This is a genomic window from Streptomyces sp. SM18, from assembly GCF_002910775.2.
GTDB lineage: Bacteria > Actinomycetota > Actinomycetes > Streptomycetales > Streptomycetaceae > Streptomyces > Streptomyces halstedii.
On the sequence record NZ_CP029342.1, the window covers coordinates 691,776 to 708,433 of the forward strand.

At 70.3% G+C, this 16,658-nt stretch carries 19 protein-coding genes and 1 pseudogene; 19 read left to right on the forward strand and 1 reads right to left on the reverse strand.

Going from position 1 to position 16,658, the window contains the following annotated elements; genetic code table 11:
- The first annotated feature begins 171 nt into the window (after positions 1-171).
- The 13 genes and pseudogenes from B9S64_RS03015 to B9S64_RS34825 form a co-directional block, all read left to right on the forward strand.
- On the forward strand, positions 172-1,314 hold the full coding sequence (locus tag B9S64_RS03015) for an AAA family ATPase (RefSeq protein ID WP_181012388.1): 1,143 nt from the start codon (positions 172-174) through the stop codon (positions 1,312-1,314).
- A complete protein-coding gene (locus B9S64_RS03020) occupies positions 1,311-3,110 on the forward strand; it encodes a hypothetical protein (protein WP_103492521.1) in 1,800 nt (599 codons plus the stop codon). The genes B9S64_RS03015 and B9S64_RS03020 overlap by 4 nt, the downstream gene beginning before the upstream one ends.
- Positions 3,111-3,261: 151 nt before the next feature.
- A complete protein-coding gene (locus B9S64_RS03025) occupies positions 3,262-3,711 on the forward strand; it encodes a hypothetical protein (protein WP_103492557.1) in 450 nt (149 codons plus the stop codon).
- Between the two features lie 99 nt (positions 3,712-3,810).
- Entirely contained in the window at positions 3,811-4,224 is a 414-nt protein-coding gene (locus tag B9S64_RS03030) for a hypothetical protein (RefSeq protein WP_103492522.1), read from the forward strand.
- An 8-nt stretch (positions 4,225-4,232) separates the two neighbouring features.
- On the forward strand, positions 4,233-5,081 hold the full coding sequence (locus B9S64_RS03035; protein WP_103492523.1) for a relaxase/mobilization nuclease: 849 nt from the start codon (positions 4,233-4,235) through the stop codon (positions 5,079-5,081).
- A gap of 113 nt (positions 5,082-5,194) precedes the next feature.
- Positions 5,195-5,494: a hypothetical protein gene (locus tag B9S64_RS03040; protein WP_258037957.1), complete on the forward strand. Its 300-nt coding sequence runs from the start codon at positions 5,195-5,197 to the stop codon at positions 5,492-5,494.
- A 23-nt stretch (positions 5,495-5,517) separates the two neighbouring features.
- Positions 5,518-6,267: a hypothetical protein gene (locus B9S64_RS03045; RefSeq protein WP_103492558.1), complete on the forward strand. Its 750-nt coding sequence runs from the start codon at positions 5,518-5,520 to the stop codon at positions 6,265-6,267.
- A gap of 387 nt (positions 6,268-6,654) precedes the next feature.
- Positions 6,655-7,038 carry a hypothetical protein gene (locus B9S64_RS03050; RefSeq protein WP_103492524.1) on the forward strand — a complete coding sequence of 128 codons (384 nt, stop codon included), beginning with the start codon at positions 6,655-6,657 and terminating at the stop codon, positions 7,036-7,038.
- Positions 7,035-7,841, forward strand: a complete 807-nt coding sequence (locus B9S64_RS03055; protein WP_103492525.1) for a DUF317 domain-containing protein — start codon at positions 7,035-7,037, stop codon at positions 7,839-7,841. Before B9S64_RS03050 ends, B9S64_RS03055 begins: the two co-directional genes overlap by 4 nt.
- Positions 7,842-7,867: 26 nt before the next feature.
- On the forward strand, positions 7,868-8,224 hold the full coding sequence (locus tag B9S64_RS03060; protein ID WP_103492526.1) for a hypothetical protein: 357 nt from the start codon (positions 7,868-7,870) through the stop codon (positions 8,222-8,224).
- On the forward strand, positions 8,215-9,039 hold the full coding sequence (locus B9S64_RS03065) for a DUF317 domain-containing protein (protein ID WP_103492559.1): 825 nt from the start codon (positions 8,215-8,217) through the stop codon (positions 9,037-9,039). The genes B9S64_RS03060 and B9S64_RS03065 overlap by 10 nt, the downstream gene beginning before the upstream one ends.
- On the forward strand, positions 9,011-9,631 hold the full coding sequence (locus B9S64_RS03070; RefSeq protein WP_258037958.1) for a hypothetical protein: 621 nt from the start codon (positions 9,011-9,013) through the stop codon (positions 9,629-9,631). The genes B9S64_RS03065 and B9S64_RS03070 overlap by 29 nt, the downstream gene beginning before the upstream one ends.
- Before the next feature lie 2 nt (positions 9,632-9,633).
- Positions 9,634-9,864 (forward strand): annotated as a pseudogene (locus B9S64_RS34825) (hypothetical protein); the annotation flags it as partial.
- A 162-nt stretch (positions 9,865-10,026) separates the two neighbouring features.
- On the opposite strand, the gene B9S64_RS03080 reads toward B9S64_RS34825, so the two are convergent.
- Positions 10,027-10,485, reverse strand: a complete 459-nt coding sequence (locus B9S64_RS03080; protein WP_103492527.1) for an Lrp/AsnC family transcriptional regulator — start codon at positions 10,483-10,485, stop codon at positions 10,027-10,029.
- A 124-nt stretch (positions 10,486-10,609) separates the two neighbouring features.
- Here B9S64_RS03080 and B9S64_RS03085 point away from each other — a divergent pair, with 124 nt between their 5' ends.
- From B9S64_RS03085 to B9S64_RS03110, 6 genes are all read left to right on the forward strand, one after another.
- The gene (locus tag B9S64_RS03085; protein WP_103492528.1) at positions 10,610-11,821 is read left to right on the forward strand and encodes a M20/M25/M40 family metallo-hydrolase; all 1,212 of its coding nucleotides are present in this window, start codon (positions 10,610-10,612) and stop codon (positions 11,819-11,821) included.
- 148 nt (positions 11,822-11,969) lie between these two features.
- Positions 11,970-12,593, forward strand: coding sequence for a LysE family translocator (locus B9S64_RS03090; RefSeq protein WP_181012383.1), 624 nt, complete (start codon positions 11,970-11,972; stop codon positions 12,591-12,593).
- Positions 12,594-12,790: 197 nt separating this feature from the next.
- Positions 12,791-13,360 carry a DUF317 domain-containing protein gene (locus B9S64_RS03095; protein WP_258037959.1) on the forward strand — a complete coding sequence of 190 codons (570 nt, stop codon included), beginning with the start codon at positions 12,791-12,793 and terminating at the stop codon, positions 13,358-13,360.
- A 31-nt stretch (positions 13,361-13,391) separates the two neighbouring features.
- Positions 13,392-15,191, forward strand: coding sequence for a type IV secretory system conjugative DNA transfer family protein (locus tag B9S64_RS03100; protein ID WP_103492529.1), 1,800 nt, complete (start codon positions 13,392-13,394; stop codon positions 15,189-15,191).
- A gap of 241 nt (positions 15,192-15,432) precedes the next feature.
- Positions 15,433-15,900: a hypothetical protein gene (locus tag B9S64_RS03105; protein ID WP_146060146.1), complete on the forward strand. Its 468-nt coding sequence runs from the start codon at positions 15,433-15,435 to the stop codon at positions 15,898-15,900.
- The gene (locus tag B9S64_RS03110) at positions 15,897-16,655 is read left to right on the forward strand and encodes a hypothetical protein (RefSeq protein ID WP_030817732.1); all 759 of its coding nucleotides are present in this window, start codon (positions 15,897-15,899) and stop codon (positions 16,653-16,655) included. Before B9S64_RS03105 ends, B9S64_RS03110 begins: the two co-directional genes overlap by 4 nt.
- Positions 16,656-16,658: the final 3 nt, after the last annotated feature.

Genomic DNA, 16,658 nt, shown 5'->3' on the forward strand with positions numbered 1-16,658 from the left:
GTCCAGTCACCGATATCGGCAGAGTTCGTGATCCGCTCCGAGAGCGGCCCGCCCCTCCGGCACATCGCGAACCACGCCCGCACCTGCACCTGTTGAAGGGGCCTCATATTGACCACACCCGGACCGCCTACCAGTCCAGTGCGCACCAAGGGCGGCGAACTACGGGCCAAGGTGGCCCGACTGCTGGCCGACCGGCCTGCGGACACGCTCACCATCGGGGACATGGCCAGGCAGCTGGGCCACTCCCATGGCGCCGTCCGCAACGCGGTCCTGACCCTAGTGCGACGCGGCGAGGCCGACCAAGGCGGAACCGGACAACCGTCGTTCCGCGCGAACGCGAACACCGCCGCCGCCGCGCAGACCGCTGTGATCAGCCCACCGGGCACTCACGCTCCCCGCGCCCAGGCGGCCACGACCCGCACGACCATCACCGCAGCGGCCACGCCCAGACAGACCGGCCCGATCCGCCGCGCGGGGGGCCAGCTCTACCACCCCCGGGAGCTGGCCGATCTACCCGACGTCGAGGCGCTGAACCGTCTGCGTGACGCCGACGTGCCGGTGCTGCTCTACGGCCCTCCGGGCACCGGCAAGACGTCGCTGGTGGAGGCGGCGTTCCCGGACCTGCTCACCGTCGCCGGTGACGGCGACACCACGGTCGGCGATTTGATCGGCGAGTACACGCAGGCCGACAATGGGGGTTACGTCTTCCAGTACGGTCCGCTGGTCACTGCGATGACCGAGGGCCGTGCCCTGCTGATCGACGATGCCACCTTGATCTCGCCGATGGTCTTGGCGGCGCTGTATCCCGCGATGGACGGGCGCCGGCAGATCCAGGTCAAGGCTCACAAGGGCGAGACGATCAAGGCCGAGCCGGGCTTCTACGTGGTGGCGGGCCACAATCCCGGCGTCCACGGCGCGGTGTTGACGGAGGCGCTCGCCAGCCGGTTCAGCGTGCAGATCCAGATCGGCACGGACTATGACCTCGCCAAGGCGCTAAGGATCGATGCCCGGGTGGTCCGGGTCGCCCGACACCTCGCCCACCAGGTCGAACTCGGTGAGCTGGGCTGGGCCCCCCAACTGCGAGAGCTGCTGAGCTATCAGAAGACGGAGGCCGTCCTCGGCACCCAGGCCGCGCTCGCGAACCTCGTCGGCATCGCTCCCGTGGAGGATCGCGACGCCGTCGCCGCCGCCATCATCAAGACTGTCGGCGTCACGAAGGTCGCGCCCCTCACCCTCGGCAAGCAGCTCCCCGCCTCAGCTGCCCGGCAGCCCCCGGGCAGCACCGTCTCCGCGCACCGGGGCCGCTCGCGATGAACGCACACCACCACGTCCAGTCACCCGCCACCACCCGGGACGACGACGCCGACCTCGCGCGCTGGGACGACGACGGCGCCCCGCCCGCGCAACCGCGTTCCTCCCCGGCCGCGTGGCTGCGCGTGGGAGCCGAACTCGGCGACCGGCTGGTCGCCCTCTCCGGCCGCCAGGACCTCCTCGTCACCTGCCGCCCCGGCACGCGCAGCGGCGCACCGGCCGCGTTCTTCCCCACTCTGGGCGAGGTCGAGTTCGACGCCCGCCTGTTCGCCCCGCTGAAGCCCCACGAGATCCATCCGCAGATCGTGGGCGACGAGGAGCGCTATCCCGCCGCCTGGGGCGTCTTCGTCCACGAGGCCGCGCATGCGGCCCACTCCGTCTGGACCCATCCTGACGGAACCAACCCCCGCGTCGTGGAGGCCGCGCTCCTGCTGGAGGAGAGCCGTGTCGAAGGCGCACACCTGATCACGCGGCCCACGGACCGCACGTACCTGCGCACCAGTGCCCGAACCCTGGTCATGCCCGACATCGCCCACCCCACCCTCCAGGGCATCGAGCACGCCGCCTCCGTGGCGGCCCTGATCCTCGGCCGCCGCGACGTCGGCATCCTGGACGCCGGCGAGACCCGGGCCGTCTCCGATCTGTGCGAAAAGGTGCTGGGCAAAGACCTGCTGGCCACCCTCACCCGCATCTGGACCGCATCCCACCAGTGCGCCGACCACGACGCCACGACCATGCTCGCGCACGGTCAAGAATGGTGCGACGCTCTGGATGCTGCGGCCCCTGCCCTGCCCGTGCCGGACAATCTCACCGATCTGCTGTCCGGCGCCGTGGGGGTCGTCATGGACAGCACGGCGGCCACCGACGCCGCCGACCTCGCGGCACAGGACGCAGCGAACAACGCCATGGCGTCGCGGTCCAAGGCGCAGGCTCAGGACCGCGCCCAGCGGGCCGGCCAGCGACGCAAAGCCGCCGCCACCGCCAAGAGCGTCTTCAACACCCGTGGCACCACCGTCAACCCCGACGGCACAACGGTGCCCCACAGCACCCCAGTCACCGGCACCCGTCGGCCCACCGCCGCCGAGCAGAGTGCCGCCGCGCGCCTGAACCGTGCCCTGCGGGCCGCCGCCTACCGCGAGCGGACCGAGAAGCGGACCACCAGCCCCACCCCGCCCGGCCGCCTCAACATGCGCGCGGCCCTCGCCCGCGACGCTCAGCGCGCGGCCGGGTCGGTCCCCACCGCGGAACCGTTCACCCACACCCGCCGCCGGAACTCTCCCACCCCACCGCTGCGTGTGGGTATCGCCGTCGACGTCTCCAGCTCCATGCGTGCCGCCTGCGCGCCCGTCGCGTCCGCTGCGTGGATCGTGGCACGCGCGGCAGCCCTGACCGACCCCGAGTCCCTTACTGCCACCATTGCCTACGACCAGCACCTAACCGCATTGATCCGCCCCACCCACCGCGCACCAGAGCGCGTGACGACGTTCGATGCCACCGGCGGCCACCACAACCTCGGCGACGCCATCGACGCACTCGATCACGGCCTCGAACTCAGCCGCCCCGGCGCCGGCCGCCTCCTTGTGATCGTCACCGACGCCCGGTACGGCAGCGACGAAACCGCTCACGCCGTCACCCGCGTCAAGCGGCTCTCGACCGCCGGCTGCGCCGTACTCCAGCTCACCCTCACCGCCAGGTCCCAGCACCTGCCGGGGACCACTCTGCTGCACCTGCCCCGGCCCTCCAGCGCTCCCGTCGCCATTGCCACGGCGGCCACCGACGCCATCCGCAGGACACGCTGAGACGACGCAGGTCACCTCACCACACCCCAACAGAGAGGCACTCGATTTGAAGCCGCAGAACAACCGCGCGACCTCGAACGCAACGCCCGTGAAACAGAATTATCCGGGAGTCCGCACGGAATGGACCGTTGAGCACCTGTGCGGTGACTCGATCGTCCATGATCTGTCCGACCGTCCCGCCGACCGCCGCGCCGGCTTCGCCCGATGGCTCGCGGTCAGGAACTGCACCGAATGCTGGAAGGCGTCGCGCGACAGCGACACCGAGTCCAAGGAGAAGTGGCTCGCCACCAAGCGCGCCGAGGAGCAGCAGGCCGCCGCGGAGTGGGCCGAGAAGTTCGACATGCCGCCGCTGGAGGGTTCGGAGCGGGCTCTGGCTTGGGGCGAGCGGACCCGCCACCAGCTGATGGCGCTCGCACACACCGTGCTGGTCGTGGAGGGGAGTTGGGACGAGGCGGATTGGGCGGAGCTGGAGGAAAAGGCCCGCTCGATCACCCGGGCCGGGTGGTGGATCGACCAGCGCGGCGCCGAGGGTACCGACGTGCCCGAACTCCTCGACGCAGCTGCCGAGGCGGACCGCGGGACGGAGAACCCCTTCCGCTGATCGCGGGGAACATAGCCGGAAAACGCCGGTTAGCCAAACCGGCGTTCCTCCGGACCATTGTTCCTCCCACCCCGCCACCGATTACGTGGAAGGAACCGCATGCCTCAGCCCCCGCCTACCTCGGCCTTCGCGCCGACACCCGACCCGCTCACCCCCGACCGAGATATCACACATCGGCATTTCCAGGCCGGCGACACCGTCGTCGTCCTCAAAGGGGTCGCCGCCGGTGAACTGTGGGGAGATTCGATGCGCGTGGTCGCTCCGTCCTGGCATACCCCGACCGCTGAGGACGGATGGCGACTGCATGATGCGACTGGCGGCGCCCAGTCCTACGTCACCGCTCACCCCCGCTATCTCGTGCACCTCTCACGCCGCTGCCCGGACTGCCTGATCTACCTCCGGGCCATGGAGGACGCGCTCCTCGCGCGGTTCGCCGGCCGTGACGATCTGATCGACTGCGGCTGGTACACCACCACCGCCCTCGGGCATCTCGTCCACATCGCCGACGTCTAGAGTGGCCGGTGATCCCCCGCCTGCACGGGCGCTCCCACACTCCGCACGACCCGCTCGAAGAAGCGCTGGCGCGTCCCCTGTCACCAGACGAGAGTCTGCCGGTGTGCACGATCGTCGCCCGCTGGCACGGTATGGACCGCTTCATCGCGGATGACGAGCGGAGGACCTGGACGTCGCTGCAGTGGGCCGATCACGTCGAAGAGGCCCTGTTGGAGCACCCGTTCGCGGCCAGCCCCGGTGACGACCGGGAGGCGATTCTCCATCTCGATGTCCGTCTGCACCCGGATGACCGGGACCTGACCGGGCTGGAGTGGGCCGAAGTCGCGCACCGGCTCGCGCGGACCGCCGGCATCGAGATCCCCGGCAAGGAAAGCGGCTGCGCGTGGATCGCCGTCCAGGCCCGGCCCGGGCGCCTCGACCTGATCGCCAACCTGATCCACCTCGACGGCGCGTGGCAAGCTCCGTCCACCGACGTCCTGCGGCGCCTCGTGGACGAAGCCCGCCGCATCGAACAGGACCTCCACCTGATCTCCCCGGTACGCACCGGGCCCACAACGCGGCCCGCCCTCCGGATGGCGCCGACGGCTTCGGCCCAGCTCGCGAGCGTCCTCACTCAGCTCGCCGACGAACAGGCCGGTCCGCTGGCCGCAGTCCGCGGACTCATCGAGCACACCGCGCACCGGTTCGCCCGCCAGTCCGAAGCCGTCGGCACCGACACCGCTCACCGCCTGGAGCTGCTCGCCCGTCGCCTGCTCGCCCTCCAGCAGGACCTGCACACCACGGCCGCTCAGATGGCCCAGGCCCGGATCGCCGCCGTGCCACCCTCACCCCCGCGCAGCGCCCACCGATCACCGTAGGACAAACGTCTCATTGCCCCTCGCCGAGCGCATTCGGGAGGCCACAACTACGGACGCGACAGCCGAGGCACTGAACCGAGCTGACCACCGCCCACGACGGCATCCTCGCCGCGTTGGATGAAATTCTCACCGCCACCGCCGACTTCCACGACGGGCTCGGCCAGGCAGCCGACCCCCACATCGCGCGGCGGCTGCGCTACCTCGCCGACGAGCACCTGTGCGTCATCCGCACTGACCTCTCCGACACCAGCAACGCGCTCGCCGACCGGCACGCACCACACCCCGGGCCGCAACACCTGCAACGGAGAGGTCCCCGCCACCGAAAGCGAGCGCTCCGCCGTGTGCGCCCACCCGCCCCGCCGCGCGCGCTACCTGCCCCACCGCCCGCGGTGGCCGCCGGACTGCGCCGCTGACTCCCACCTCGCCCAAGGACACCATGCACGACCACGACACCTCCGAGCGCCTCGCCTCGTACGCCGACGTCCTCGCCAGCGAACTCCCCGACACCTGGATCAGCTCCCCCGTCCCGGCCCACGCGAAGGAAGACCTCGCCGACCGGATCTGGGACCTGGACCTGGTCGCCGGCTTTCTCGCCGAACACCCTCTCCAGCTGGCCGCCGTCCTAAGCCGCCCGGACGGCGCCCAGCTCGTCGTCCTTGACCGGCATGACGAGCGTGACGGATTCCTCATCGCCGCAGTCGCCCCCAGCGCCCTGCCCGACGAGGCGTACCGCGCCGTGCCCGAACCCAACGGCATCGCCTTGACGGACGACCCGTTCCTGAGCGCCGAGCAGGTTGCCGGCGACCTGCTCGGCCGCTACGACACCGCGCTCGCCCAGGTGCGTCACAACGCCCTGGGTGGCATCCAGCACTCCCAGGCTGACCGGGTCGTCCTGACCTGGCAGCCGGACGGAAGCGTCGCCACCGCGCCTGTCGACGGCCGCGCCGGAGCGGTCCTCATCACCAACGGCTTCGTCCAAGACCCGCAAAGCGGCATCTACCGCCTCAACAGCGACGATACCCAGGCGCAGGCACGTGCCCTGCGTGAGATCGGCCCGCAGCTGGAGGCGATCGGTATCGGGACCGCCCTTCAGCATCTCGCAGGCCGGGCCGCACCCACGTCCGCTCCGGCCGCCGTACCGCCGGTGCCGGCAGGTAACCGCGCGCCGGCGGGCCGAGGGCGATGAAGCAGACGGCGGCCTCCACACCGCCGAGTCCCACCCGACCCCCAGCCTCCCGCCGCCGTTGAGCCCGGTACCAGCCAGCGCCAACTCCCCCTCGCACCGGCCCGTTGCCCACCCCGAAAAACCGGGTGGCCCCGCCCCGCTCTGGGGCCGCCCCGCCCCGCTCGATTCCCGGAGAAACCCGTAGCCCGCACGCCCCCGCCCATCAGCCACCGGCTCAAGCCCCGCCTCGCAACCGCTCTGTTTCGCCGCTACCTGCGCGCCTGCATCCTGGCCGGCTCCGACCGTGCCTCTCTCCCCTGGCCGGTGCTCGCCCGGGGGCCGTCCTCGCCGAGACGCAGCGCGTCGGACAGCGCCACCACCACTGACCGTCCACCGACCCGGAGGAGCATGTCCCACCCCGCCCCCTGCCCGGTTGAACTGGCCGACGACATCACCCGCCGTCTCGGCCAACTCGCCGACCACCTTTCTCAGCTTCCCCCGCCCCAGGCCGCACGGGTCATCGCCCGCATTCTCGATCCGGATGCCGGAGTGCTCGGCGGCATCACCCACCTCGTCATCACCGGCAGTGTGTTCGCCAAGGACCAGGCCGAACGCGGTCTCCTACCCCCGGAGGTGTGGCTCGCTCTGGGACGCGCCTCGAACGAACTGCACGACGTCGCTCTCGACCTGGACGAACACCAAGACACCTTGCGGCAGGTCGGCACCCAGCCCTCCACTACTGCGGCCAAGCCTCCGGTCCCCGCACCGCTCGTGGTCCGGCGGCGCCGGTGAAGAAGCGGAAGCAGTGGTCCGGCTGGGGTCCGGGGGAGCAGGCCGAGCAGCATTACCTGGTCCAGCCCCGGGCCCTGGCCGGCGGCGGGGACGTCCGGCACGTCTCGGAGTTCCTGCGCGCCTCGGGGTGGCGGGACAAGTCCAAGACAGGCGGCCCCCTGCACATGGAAAGCCCGGACCGCACCCTTCGTGTCGCTTACGACCCTTACGTCCTGCCCGGTGGGTGGACCATCCACGGCAGGGCGGACGGGGCGAACGGGGAGTGGGCGGCTCACCTGGGTCGGCAGACGCCGGTGGAGATCGTCGCCGGTCTGACCGACGCGCTCACCCGTCCCCGCTCCGCCCGCGCCCCCAACGTCTGGGCGCCTTTGAAGGAGCAGGAGTGGGACATGGGTTTCCAGGGCGATCACTACATGGCCACCAGCCCCGACGGCACCGCATGGATGCAGTACCACCACAGGCCCGACGGCTCGGCAATGTGGTGGACCGGGGCGAAGGACCAGCAGGGCAACGGCTGGACGGCCACCTTCACGCCGAACACGCCGATGCACCTGGTGCAAGCCTTCTCGGCCGAACTCGCCGGTCCCGATCCCGTGATGCGCCCGCGCGGACGCGTCCCCATGAGCGCGCAGATCCGTACCTGGTCGGTCTCCGTCAAGCCCTCCCAGCTCAGCGCGTGGCAACAGGCCCGAATCACGGCCGCCCGCGCCGCCACCTGGGCCCGCAACAGCGCGCAAAGCCCCCGGCCCCACACCAACACCCGCCCGTACGCCCCGGCCGGCGGCACCCGGACCCGCCGCTGACCCACCTGCCCATTCCAAGGAACCCGATGCCCGCATCCGCCCCGGACACCATCCGCACCCTGACCGAAACACTCTCCAACCTCACCAACTACCTGCGCCAGAACCCCGACCCCGCACAGGCCCTCGCGCTCGTCGAGCCGCTGGTCCACGACTACACGGGCGCCCCCGTCCAGATAGCCGACACCCTGCGCGCCCTCGTCCGCGCCCTGCAGGACCACCCCGAGGCCCCCAACATCCGCCACACCGACTCCCTCTTCCAGGAGTTGCTCGGCGCCGCGTCAGAGCTGGAGGACCAGCACACTCTCCACTACGCGCTTGAGGACATTCGCGCCCTCTACCCCCGAAGCTGCACCGGCGAACCGGGATGCGCCCGGTGCCGGTGAGCGAGCGGCAGCTCGCCGCCTTCACGCACAGGCACGCCACCCAGCTTCCGTTCGACACCAGCCCGCGTCACCTGGCCGGCCCCGGGGATGCCCGCCACGTCACCCACGGCCTCGCCGCCGCCGGATGGACCTGCACGTCCGACCCGCTCAGCCCCGAGATCGTGCTGCGCAGCCCGGACCACCGCTACAGCATGCAGTTCGACCCGCAGTCCGCCACCTCCGCATGGTGGCGGCTGCAGGCCGAACCCACCCGCACCGAGCGGGGCTGGTACGCAGAGTTCGGCGAACTCGTCCCCGCCGAAATCCTGGGCCGTCTCACCGACGCGCTCATCGCCCCGACACCCACCGAGCACGCCGACCCGTTCCAGGCTTTGGAGTCGGCAGGATGGGCTCTCGAATCAGAGACCACAGCCCACTCCCCCGACGGAATGTGCCACGTACACCGGCCAACGGACGAAGGCGTATGGAGGTCGTCCTGGCGCATCGAGACCTGCGAGCCCGGGTTCGAAACGCCGATGGGGCCCCGGATCTGGCACGCCTTCGTCGACGAGTCCATGCCCGAACACCTCGTCTGCGCCTTCGCTGCCGCACTCGCCGGCCCTGCCCCCCTCCAGCGCGCCATGTACGACCAGACCGCCCACTACAGCGCCGTACAGAGCCGGAGCCCGCTCACGCCCGAGGACGTCGTCGCAGCCCACAGCACCCGGCTCGACGCCATCCGAGCACAGGCCCGCGCCGCCCGCCGACAGCAGCGGGCCCAGCCCGCAGTTACCCCGGCCACGGCCCGTGCCGTCCGCCCGGCCGTTCGCCGCTGATCCCAACAGGACCCTCACCATCTCCGCCGACCACACCGCACACCGCAAGCTCCTCCGTCACCTCGACCGCTACCTGAGCGACAGCAAGAAGATCCTCGACGCGTGGGACGTCTACTCCGACGAACACACCGACCTCGACGGCTGGCCCCACGACGACCACGCCTACGGCATGCGCGCCAACCAGCGCGACGCCGACACCGCCGAAGCGTTCGAGGACCTCCGCGACGGCGCCCGCCACCTGCTGGCCACAGCCGAAGTACAGCTCGGAAACCTCCCCGCCACCGCGGTGCAGAACCGCTGGGTCTACCAACTGGGCGTCCTGCAGACCACCCTCGACCGGCTCGACGAACTGCACGAGCAGTGGCTGGAAACCCGCGACAGCCTCCCCGCCAACGCCAAGCCCGGGACCCCTGTCTTCGATGACGCACTCGCCGAGCACCACGCCGAATCGTGGAGCTACCTCGACGACTGGGCCTGTCACAGCCAGGCCCTGCGCGAGATCAATTCCACCGCCCGGGACATCCCCTCGCCCCTGGCCCCGCCCCCGACCACGGTCCCCGCACCTGGCCGGCGGACGCCCGTGCGGAGGTAAACGTGTCCCCGAGTTCCGAGACCGTCGAGGTCGACTTCATCAGCCCGCGCCACCTCGCTGGCGGCGGCGACCCCGCCTGGATCACCGTTGCCCTCCACCGAGCATGCGGCTGGAGCCACGGTCACGACCCCCTGATGCCTCGCGTCCTTCTCTCCAGCCCCGACCAGAAGGCCCTCCTGCGCCTGGAGCCCGACCCCGTCGATCAGTGGTGGATCCTGCACCACGCCGCAGAGTGGCCTTGTTCGCGAGAACCGACAGCAGATGTTCACCACTTCGAGAGGCACGACGGTCAGCGGTTGTTCGATTCTGTCCCTTGAGGCGTATGGGCTGCCCGGGTGTAAGTATGTGCCCGGAGCAGCAGCGGGTGAGCTCCCCGGCCGAGGCTGGGCTGGGGCTCAGCTGTCGGCCTTGATCACTTCCATGGTGAGGTAGGAGATCACTCGGCTGACGCCGGGAATGGTGACGAGCTTGGTCATCTGGAAGACGGCGTAGGCGTCGGCGTTGGCGACGGCGACGCGGAGGAAGTAGTCGGGTACGCCGAAGACGCGGCGGACCTCGATGACCTCGTCGAGTGCGGCGACGGTCGTCTCGAAGTGCCGCAGGCTGTCGACATCGGTGACAGAGACCTCGACCGAGACGATGACCTCCACACCCCGCCCCAGGGCCGCAGGGTCGACGATCGCCCGGTAACCGGTGATCACCCCGCGCGCCTCCAGCCTCTTGAGCCGCCGCAGGCACGGCGGAGGCGTCAGCCCGACCCGGGCCGCCAGCTCGACGTTCGACATCCGCCCGTCCTGGCGCAGCTGAAACAAAATTTCACGGTCAGTCGCATCAAGAGTTTCATCATTGCCCACAGGGCAGATTCTAGCGTCGAATCCGCAACCAAATGAGGCTCGGTATTTCCTAAAATTGCTCATAGGTCAGTCACGGCATCCGGTTTGTTGCGTCCATCAGGCCGGCTTCGACGAGGAGATACCCATGAGCGCACGTTCCGACCTGGTCGCCGCGTGGCTTCAGCCGCGAGCCGAGGAGATGGTCGACTTCCTCGCCCGCCTGGTCGCCGAGCCTACCGAGAACCCGCCCGGCACGGGCCTGGGCCGGTGCGCGCGGCTGCTCGCCGAGGAGATGGGCCGTCTGGGCCTGGAGGCGGAGCTGGTCGAGATCACCGGCCCGCACAGCCTGGAGGAGCCGTTCATCGTGCGCGGCGAGGCGGGAGCCGGCTCGAAGCTGGTGTACTTCCACGGCCACTACGACGTGGTGCCGGTGCAGGACCGGGGGCAGTTCACCCTGCGGCGTGAGGGCGGCAAGCTGTACGGGCGGGGGACGGCCGACATGAAGGGCGGCATCGTCAGCATGCTCTACGGGGCGGCGGCCGCGAAGGAGCTGGGTCTGCTCGGGGACGGGCGGATCGTGGTCCACCTCGTCCCGGACGAGGAGACCGGCAGCGTCGTCGGTGCCGGGCACCTGCGCGAGCACGGCATGATCCGCCCGTCCGCGGTGGCGATGGTGACCGGCGAGCCCAGCGGCACCAGCGTCTGGAACGCCGCCCGCGGCGCTATCAGCCTCAAGGTCAGCTTCGAGGGCCGCGAAGCGCACGTCGGGCAGGCCGCGTTCGGCATCAACACCTTCGCCCACATGGTCCATGTGGCCCGCCCACTGCTGGCCTACGCCGAACAGATGGCTGCCCGGCCCACCGGCTACACCATGGACCCCGACGACCCGACCGGGTCGATGGTCGTGGTCGGCGGTCTGTCCGGCGGCGGGTCGAACTTCAACGTCGTGCCCGCCGACGCCTGGTTCACCGTCGACAGCCGCTTCAACCCCGAAGAGGACCTGCACGCCGAACTGGAACGGATGCAGACCCTCATCCGCGAGGCCGCCGCCGAGGTCGACGCGAAGGTCACCGTCGAGGTCACCCAGTTCCAGCCGCCCGCCGGCACCCCGGCCGACCACCCCGCCGGAGCCGCGCTCGCCCGCTGCGTCGAAGAGGTCCGCGGCGAGAACGCCAGGTTCGAGATGTGCGGGGGAATCCTGGAGAACCGCTGGTACGACCAGCTCGGCATCCCTGCCTTCGGCTACGGTGCCGGCCGCCTGGACGTCTCCCACGGCCCCGACGAACACGTCGACGAGCAGGAACTGTTCCGCACCGCCGCCGTCTACGCCCTCTACGCCGCCGACACCCTCACCTGACCCCTCTCTCCCCGGGCCGGGCGCCGCCCGGACCGGGGACGGCGCAGACGACGCCCGCCGTGTCCCCCTGTCCATCCTCATCGCGCGCAGGCGCGCGCACGTTCAGCCAGGGCCCCTCCAGATCCCTGTCCTGAGAAAGGAGTCCCTCGTGGAACTGTCCGCCGTCTTCGGATTCGCCGCCGTGGCGCTGGCCATGATCGTCGTGCCCGGCCCCGACTGGGCCTACGTCCTCGCGGCGGGCACCCGCAACCACGTCGTGTGGCCCGTCGTCTCCGGCATCGCCATCGGCTACGCCCTCATCACCGCCGTCGTGGCCCTGGGCGTCGGCCCCCTCATCGCCACCCGCCCGCTCGCGCTCACCGCTCTGACCGCCGCAGGCGCCCTCTACCTCATGTACCTGGGCATCCGCGTCCTGCGATCCCGCCCCGAACCCCTCCAGGCCACCGAGGCCGCAGCCGCGTCGTCGCTCCACTTCCTCGCGCGAGGAGTCGGGGTGAGCGCCCTGAACCCCAAGGGCCTGCTGATCTTCCTCTCCATCCTCCCGCAGTTCGCCCACCCCACTGTCACCTGGCCCCTTCCCCTCCAGCTCACGGCCCTCGGCGGCGTATTCATCCTGATCTGCGCCGCGGTGTACTTCCCCCTCGGCCACGTCGCCGACCGGGTCCTCGGAGCGCGCCCGCGCATCGCTCAGATCACGACCAGAGTTGCCGGGGCGGCGATGATCATCGTCGGCACCATCCTGCTGGCCGAACGCCTCATCCCAACCTTCTGACACGGACGCCGTCACCACAGTCTTCGGGAACGTCACTACAGTTCGCCCACCCCCGCAACCCACCTTGGAGCGGGCGGACTGCTGTCGCAGGACGCCTGCCGCGAAGGCATCGCAACAACGGCGCTTGGCCCAAGCAGTTCGATTTCGCGGCTCGCCCAGGTGCCTCCCGAAGTGGTGAACATCTGCTGTCGGTTCTCGTGAACAGAGCCACCGCAGAGCCGGACAGGCCCGCCTGGTATGCGAGCTTCGGCGCCGATACGTCAGTCGAACTCATCGCCGCCGCTACCGACGCCCTCACCGACCCGGCCACGCCGACGGACGCGTCCTCCGATCCGTACGAGCCCCTTCTGCAGATCGGCTGGTCGCCCACCTCCACAGACAACGGCCTCGCGTCGCCCGACGGCACCGCGTACCTCCAGCGGCTGGGCAGCGCGGAAGACCCGGGAGCCTGGTTCGTCACCGCCACCCTCGCCCCGAACCGGCCGGTGTGGCAGGCCCGCTTCAGTGAGCACACCCCCACCCGACTCGTCGCCGCGTTCACCGCTGCACTCGCCGACCCGAAGCCAGTGGCGCGAACCGGCAGCTTGCGCAGTCTCCCGACCCGCGACCCGCAGATCATCACTCGTAGGACCACGGACGTGCACGCCGAACTTCTCGCCGGGGCACTGGAAGAACGCGTCGGCTCCCTCGCCGCCCGGCATCCCGCACCGCCGACGAGCCCGGTCCCCTCACCGCAGCAACCGCCAAGGAACCACCGCAGCCGCTGATCCCCCGTCCCCGTCCGGAAGCACTTAGCCCTTGCCCCCCTCCTCCAACAGCAGCAGCAGCAGCAGCACCGAAGGATATGACCTTCTTCTGCGCCTCCTCCTCGGCGTGCTCGCTGTGGTTGTCCCCCTGTCCCACCTTGCCTGGCTGACTGGCAACATCACCGCCTACCTCAACGGCACAGGCTGGGCCCCCTACCAGCCGACCAACTCACTACTTCACCCCGAACAGGTCTGGCCCCACGTTGGAGAAACGTCCCTGCTGATCGGGGCCCGCATCGTCCCCGTACTCCTGTTCCTGGCCCTTGGAACGGCGGGGGGTGTCCTGTGGGTCCGGTACAAGAATCGAGGCGGCGGCCGGAAGAAGGTCACCGACATGGCCAAGGCCCGGGACATCGAGCCGCTGATGGCCAAGGCGATCACCGACAAGGCCCGTTCCTTGCGCCCGAGCCTGAAGGACGCCAAGCACATCGCCGCGAGGGACACCGGCATCCTCCTCGGTAACCTCCAAGGCAGCCGTCACGAGGTGCGGATGGGTTTCGAAGATGTCGCCGTCGCGATCATGGCCCCCAGGTCCGGCAAGACCACCTCGCTCGCCATCCCCTCCATGCTCAACGCGCCCGGCCCGGTCCTCCTCACTTCGAACAAGGCCGCCGGAGACGCCTTCACCACCGTTTATGAGGGCCGGGCGGCGGCAGGGACGGTGTGGACCATGGACCCGCAGCAGATCGCGCACGCCCCCCGCGTGATGTGGTGGAACCCCCTCGCCAGCGCGAAAACCCTCGACGGCGCCGGGCGTCTGGCTGGCCACTTCCTGGCCGCCTCGGTGGACGCCTCCCAGCAGGGTGACTTCTGGTCGAAGGCCGGGAGCAACATCCTGTCTCAACTTCTGCTGGCCGCGGCGCTCGACGAGCGGCCGATCACCGACATGATGCAGTGGCTCGCCTTCCCCGCCGACCGCACCCCGCTCGACATCCTCCGCGACCACGGCTTCGCCGCCGTTGCCACCCAGCTCAAAGGGACCGTCGAGGGGCCGCCGGAGACGCGCGACGGCATCTACGAGACCGCCCGCCAGTATGCCGCCGCCCTGCTCAACGCCGAGATCGCCGCGTGGGTGACGCCCCAGAAGGACGTCCCCGAGTTCCGGCCCGCCGACTTCGTCACCTCCGCCGACACCCTGTTTCTGCTGAGCAAGGACGGCGGCGGCGGGGCCTCGGCACTGATCGCGGCATGCGCGGACTCGGTGATGCGCGCCGCCACCGCCCAGGCCGAACGCGCCGGCGGACGCCTCGACCCACCGATGCTCGCGATCCTCGACGAGGCCGCCAACGTGTGCAAGATCAGCGACCTTCCGGATTTGTACTCCCACCTCGGCAGCCGCGGCATCATCCCCATCACGATCCTCCAGAGCTACCGCCAGGGCCAGAAAGTCTGGGGCGACGCCGGCATGGACGCCATGTGGAGCGCCTCGACGGTGAAGGTCATCGGTTCGGGTATTGATGATCCCGACTTCGCCGACAAGCTCAGCCGTCTGATCGGCGACCACGATGTCGAGACCATCTCGGCTTCGCACTCGGAGTCCGGCAAGTCGACCTCGGTGTCGATGCGGCAGGAACGGATCCTGCCCGCCGACGCGATCCGCGCCCTGCCCAAGGGCACCGCGCTCTGCTTCGCCACCGGCATGCGCGCCGCCATGCTCGACCTGCGCCCCTGGTACCGGGAGCCCGGAGCGGAAGAACTGTCCGCAGCCTCCGCCCGCGCGTCAAAGGCGATCACCGACCGCGCCGTCGCGAAACACGCGCCCACACAGGCCGACTTCGGGAAAGCCGCGTGAGCCGCATCCGCCTGCACCCGGTGCCGGTTCACTCCCGTGAGACGGAGGACTGCGCGCGCCTGGCAACTGAACGCCGGCCTGCCTCGGGCCAGATAACACACCCCTCCCGGCCACCTCGCCCGCTTCCTGTAGGCCCCTGAGCAAACGTCTCGCCCTAACCGCCTGCGGGACGGACTGGACGAACGCGAATCACACTCCTGGAGATGACCTGCACATCTACGAACCCACCGACCTCGATGACATGTCCCCGCGCCACGCAGTTGATGCCGTAGCTGCGGACATACGCGACCACCCCATCACCGTGGACGGCACCGGCCTGTTCAACGCCACGCGGCACATCGGCCTGCTGTGCCACCTCACCTCGCGCATGACCGCCGACGCCGAGTACCAGCTCGCCCCGAACATCACCGGCCTCCCGCCCGCCGACATCCTGGGTACGGCCGCCGGCCACCTCGGACGGGCTCTAGCCCACTACGCACAGGCCCTCACCCCGCTCATCGCCCTCACCACCACGGGGCAGCACAGGCTCCAGCGCAAGCTCGACTCGCTCGACCACCACAGCCGCCTGCTGTCCCATCTCGACGACGCCGGGCGGGCCCTGACCGCAGCCCGCACCTCGCTGGAGGCACCGCAGCCTCCCGCTGCTCCCGGCGCACCCGCTCCGGCACCCTCCACAGCGCTCGCACCTGCTGCCCGGCGCCGCGCATGACGACACCGCCCGAGGGCCTCCTGTTCGACGTGGTCGCCCCGCCGACGCCGGTTGAGCGTCTGTTGCTGCTCGCAGACCAGTACGTGCAGCACAACGACATACTCGGCCGTCTCTTGCAAGCCGGTCCACGGGCCGAGCCCGACACTCACGTCGCCTCCGCCCAGCGGCTGGCTGCCGCGACGCGCACCGCCATCAAGGCGATCGTTGACGAGCGGCTCTTCGAGAGTCACGAGCTGTCGGACGCAGTGATCCGCCTCCAGCAGCTCGCCTTCCTGAGTAACGCCTCCACGGAGCACCCGCTCCCCACGGCCCGCATGCTGACGGCCCTGGCTCCCGAAGCCACCATGAGCTGCGCCGACAGCCTCGCTGGCGAGATCCGACGCCGACGCTGGAGTACCACCGGCGCTCCAGCCCACCAGCTGAACTCCACACAGCACACCGCCCTGTGGGAGATCGCCTGCGGGAACGTCGTGGCCACCAGCTCTCTGGGACGCCAGTACGTCCACTACCGGGACGCCCGCGTTCTGATCGGCACGCTGCGGTCGCTGGAGGCCAACGGCCTCGTCGAACGCGTCCCGCAGTCCGCACCCCCCGCCTATGTCGGAGGGCCGCTGCAAGACCGAGTCCGTCTCACCTCCACTGGAACCACCGCCCTGGCCTCCACCATCTGCCTGCCTCCAGCCGCCGGGAGCCCAACGGCAACAACGCCACCCCCCACCCCTGTCAGCGCGCAGACGGCCGCCCGAAGGCGCTGACCG

Coding starts and splice junctions, on each gene's coding strand:
- B9S64_RS03020 (WP_103492521.1), top strand. CDS start 1,311: ATGAACGCACACCACCACGTCCAGTCACCCGCCACCACCCGGGACGAC.
- B9S64_RS03030 (WP_103492522.1), top strand. CDS start 3,811: ATGCCTCAGCCCCCGCCTACCTCGGCCTTCGCGCCGACACCCGACCCG.
- B9S64_RS03045 (WP_103492558.1), top strand. CDS start 5,518: ATGCACGACCACGACACCTCCGAGCGCCTCGCCTCGTACGCCGACGTC.
- B9S64_RS03050 (WP_103492524.1), top strand. CDS start 6,655: ATGTCCCACCCCGCCCCCTGCCCGGTTGAACTGGCCGACGACATCACC.
- B9S64_RS03060 (WP_103492526.1), top strand. CDS start 7,868: ATGCCCGCATCCGCCCCGGACACCATCCGCACCCTGACCGAAACACTC.
- B9S64_RS03085 (WP_103492528.1), top strand. CDS start 10,610: ATGAGCGCACGTTCCGACCTGGTCGCCGCGTGGCTTCAGCCGCGAGCC.
- B9S64_RS03105 (WP_146060146.1), top strand. CDS start 15,433: ATGTCCCCGCGCCACGCAGTTGATGCCGTAGCTGCGGACATACGCGAC.
- B9S64_RS03110 (WP_030817732.1), top strand. CDS start 15,897: ATGACGACACCGCCCGAGGGCCTCCTGTTCGACGTGGTCGCCCCGCCG.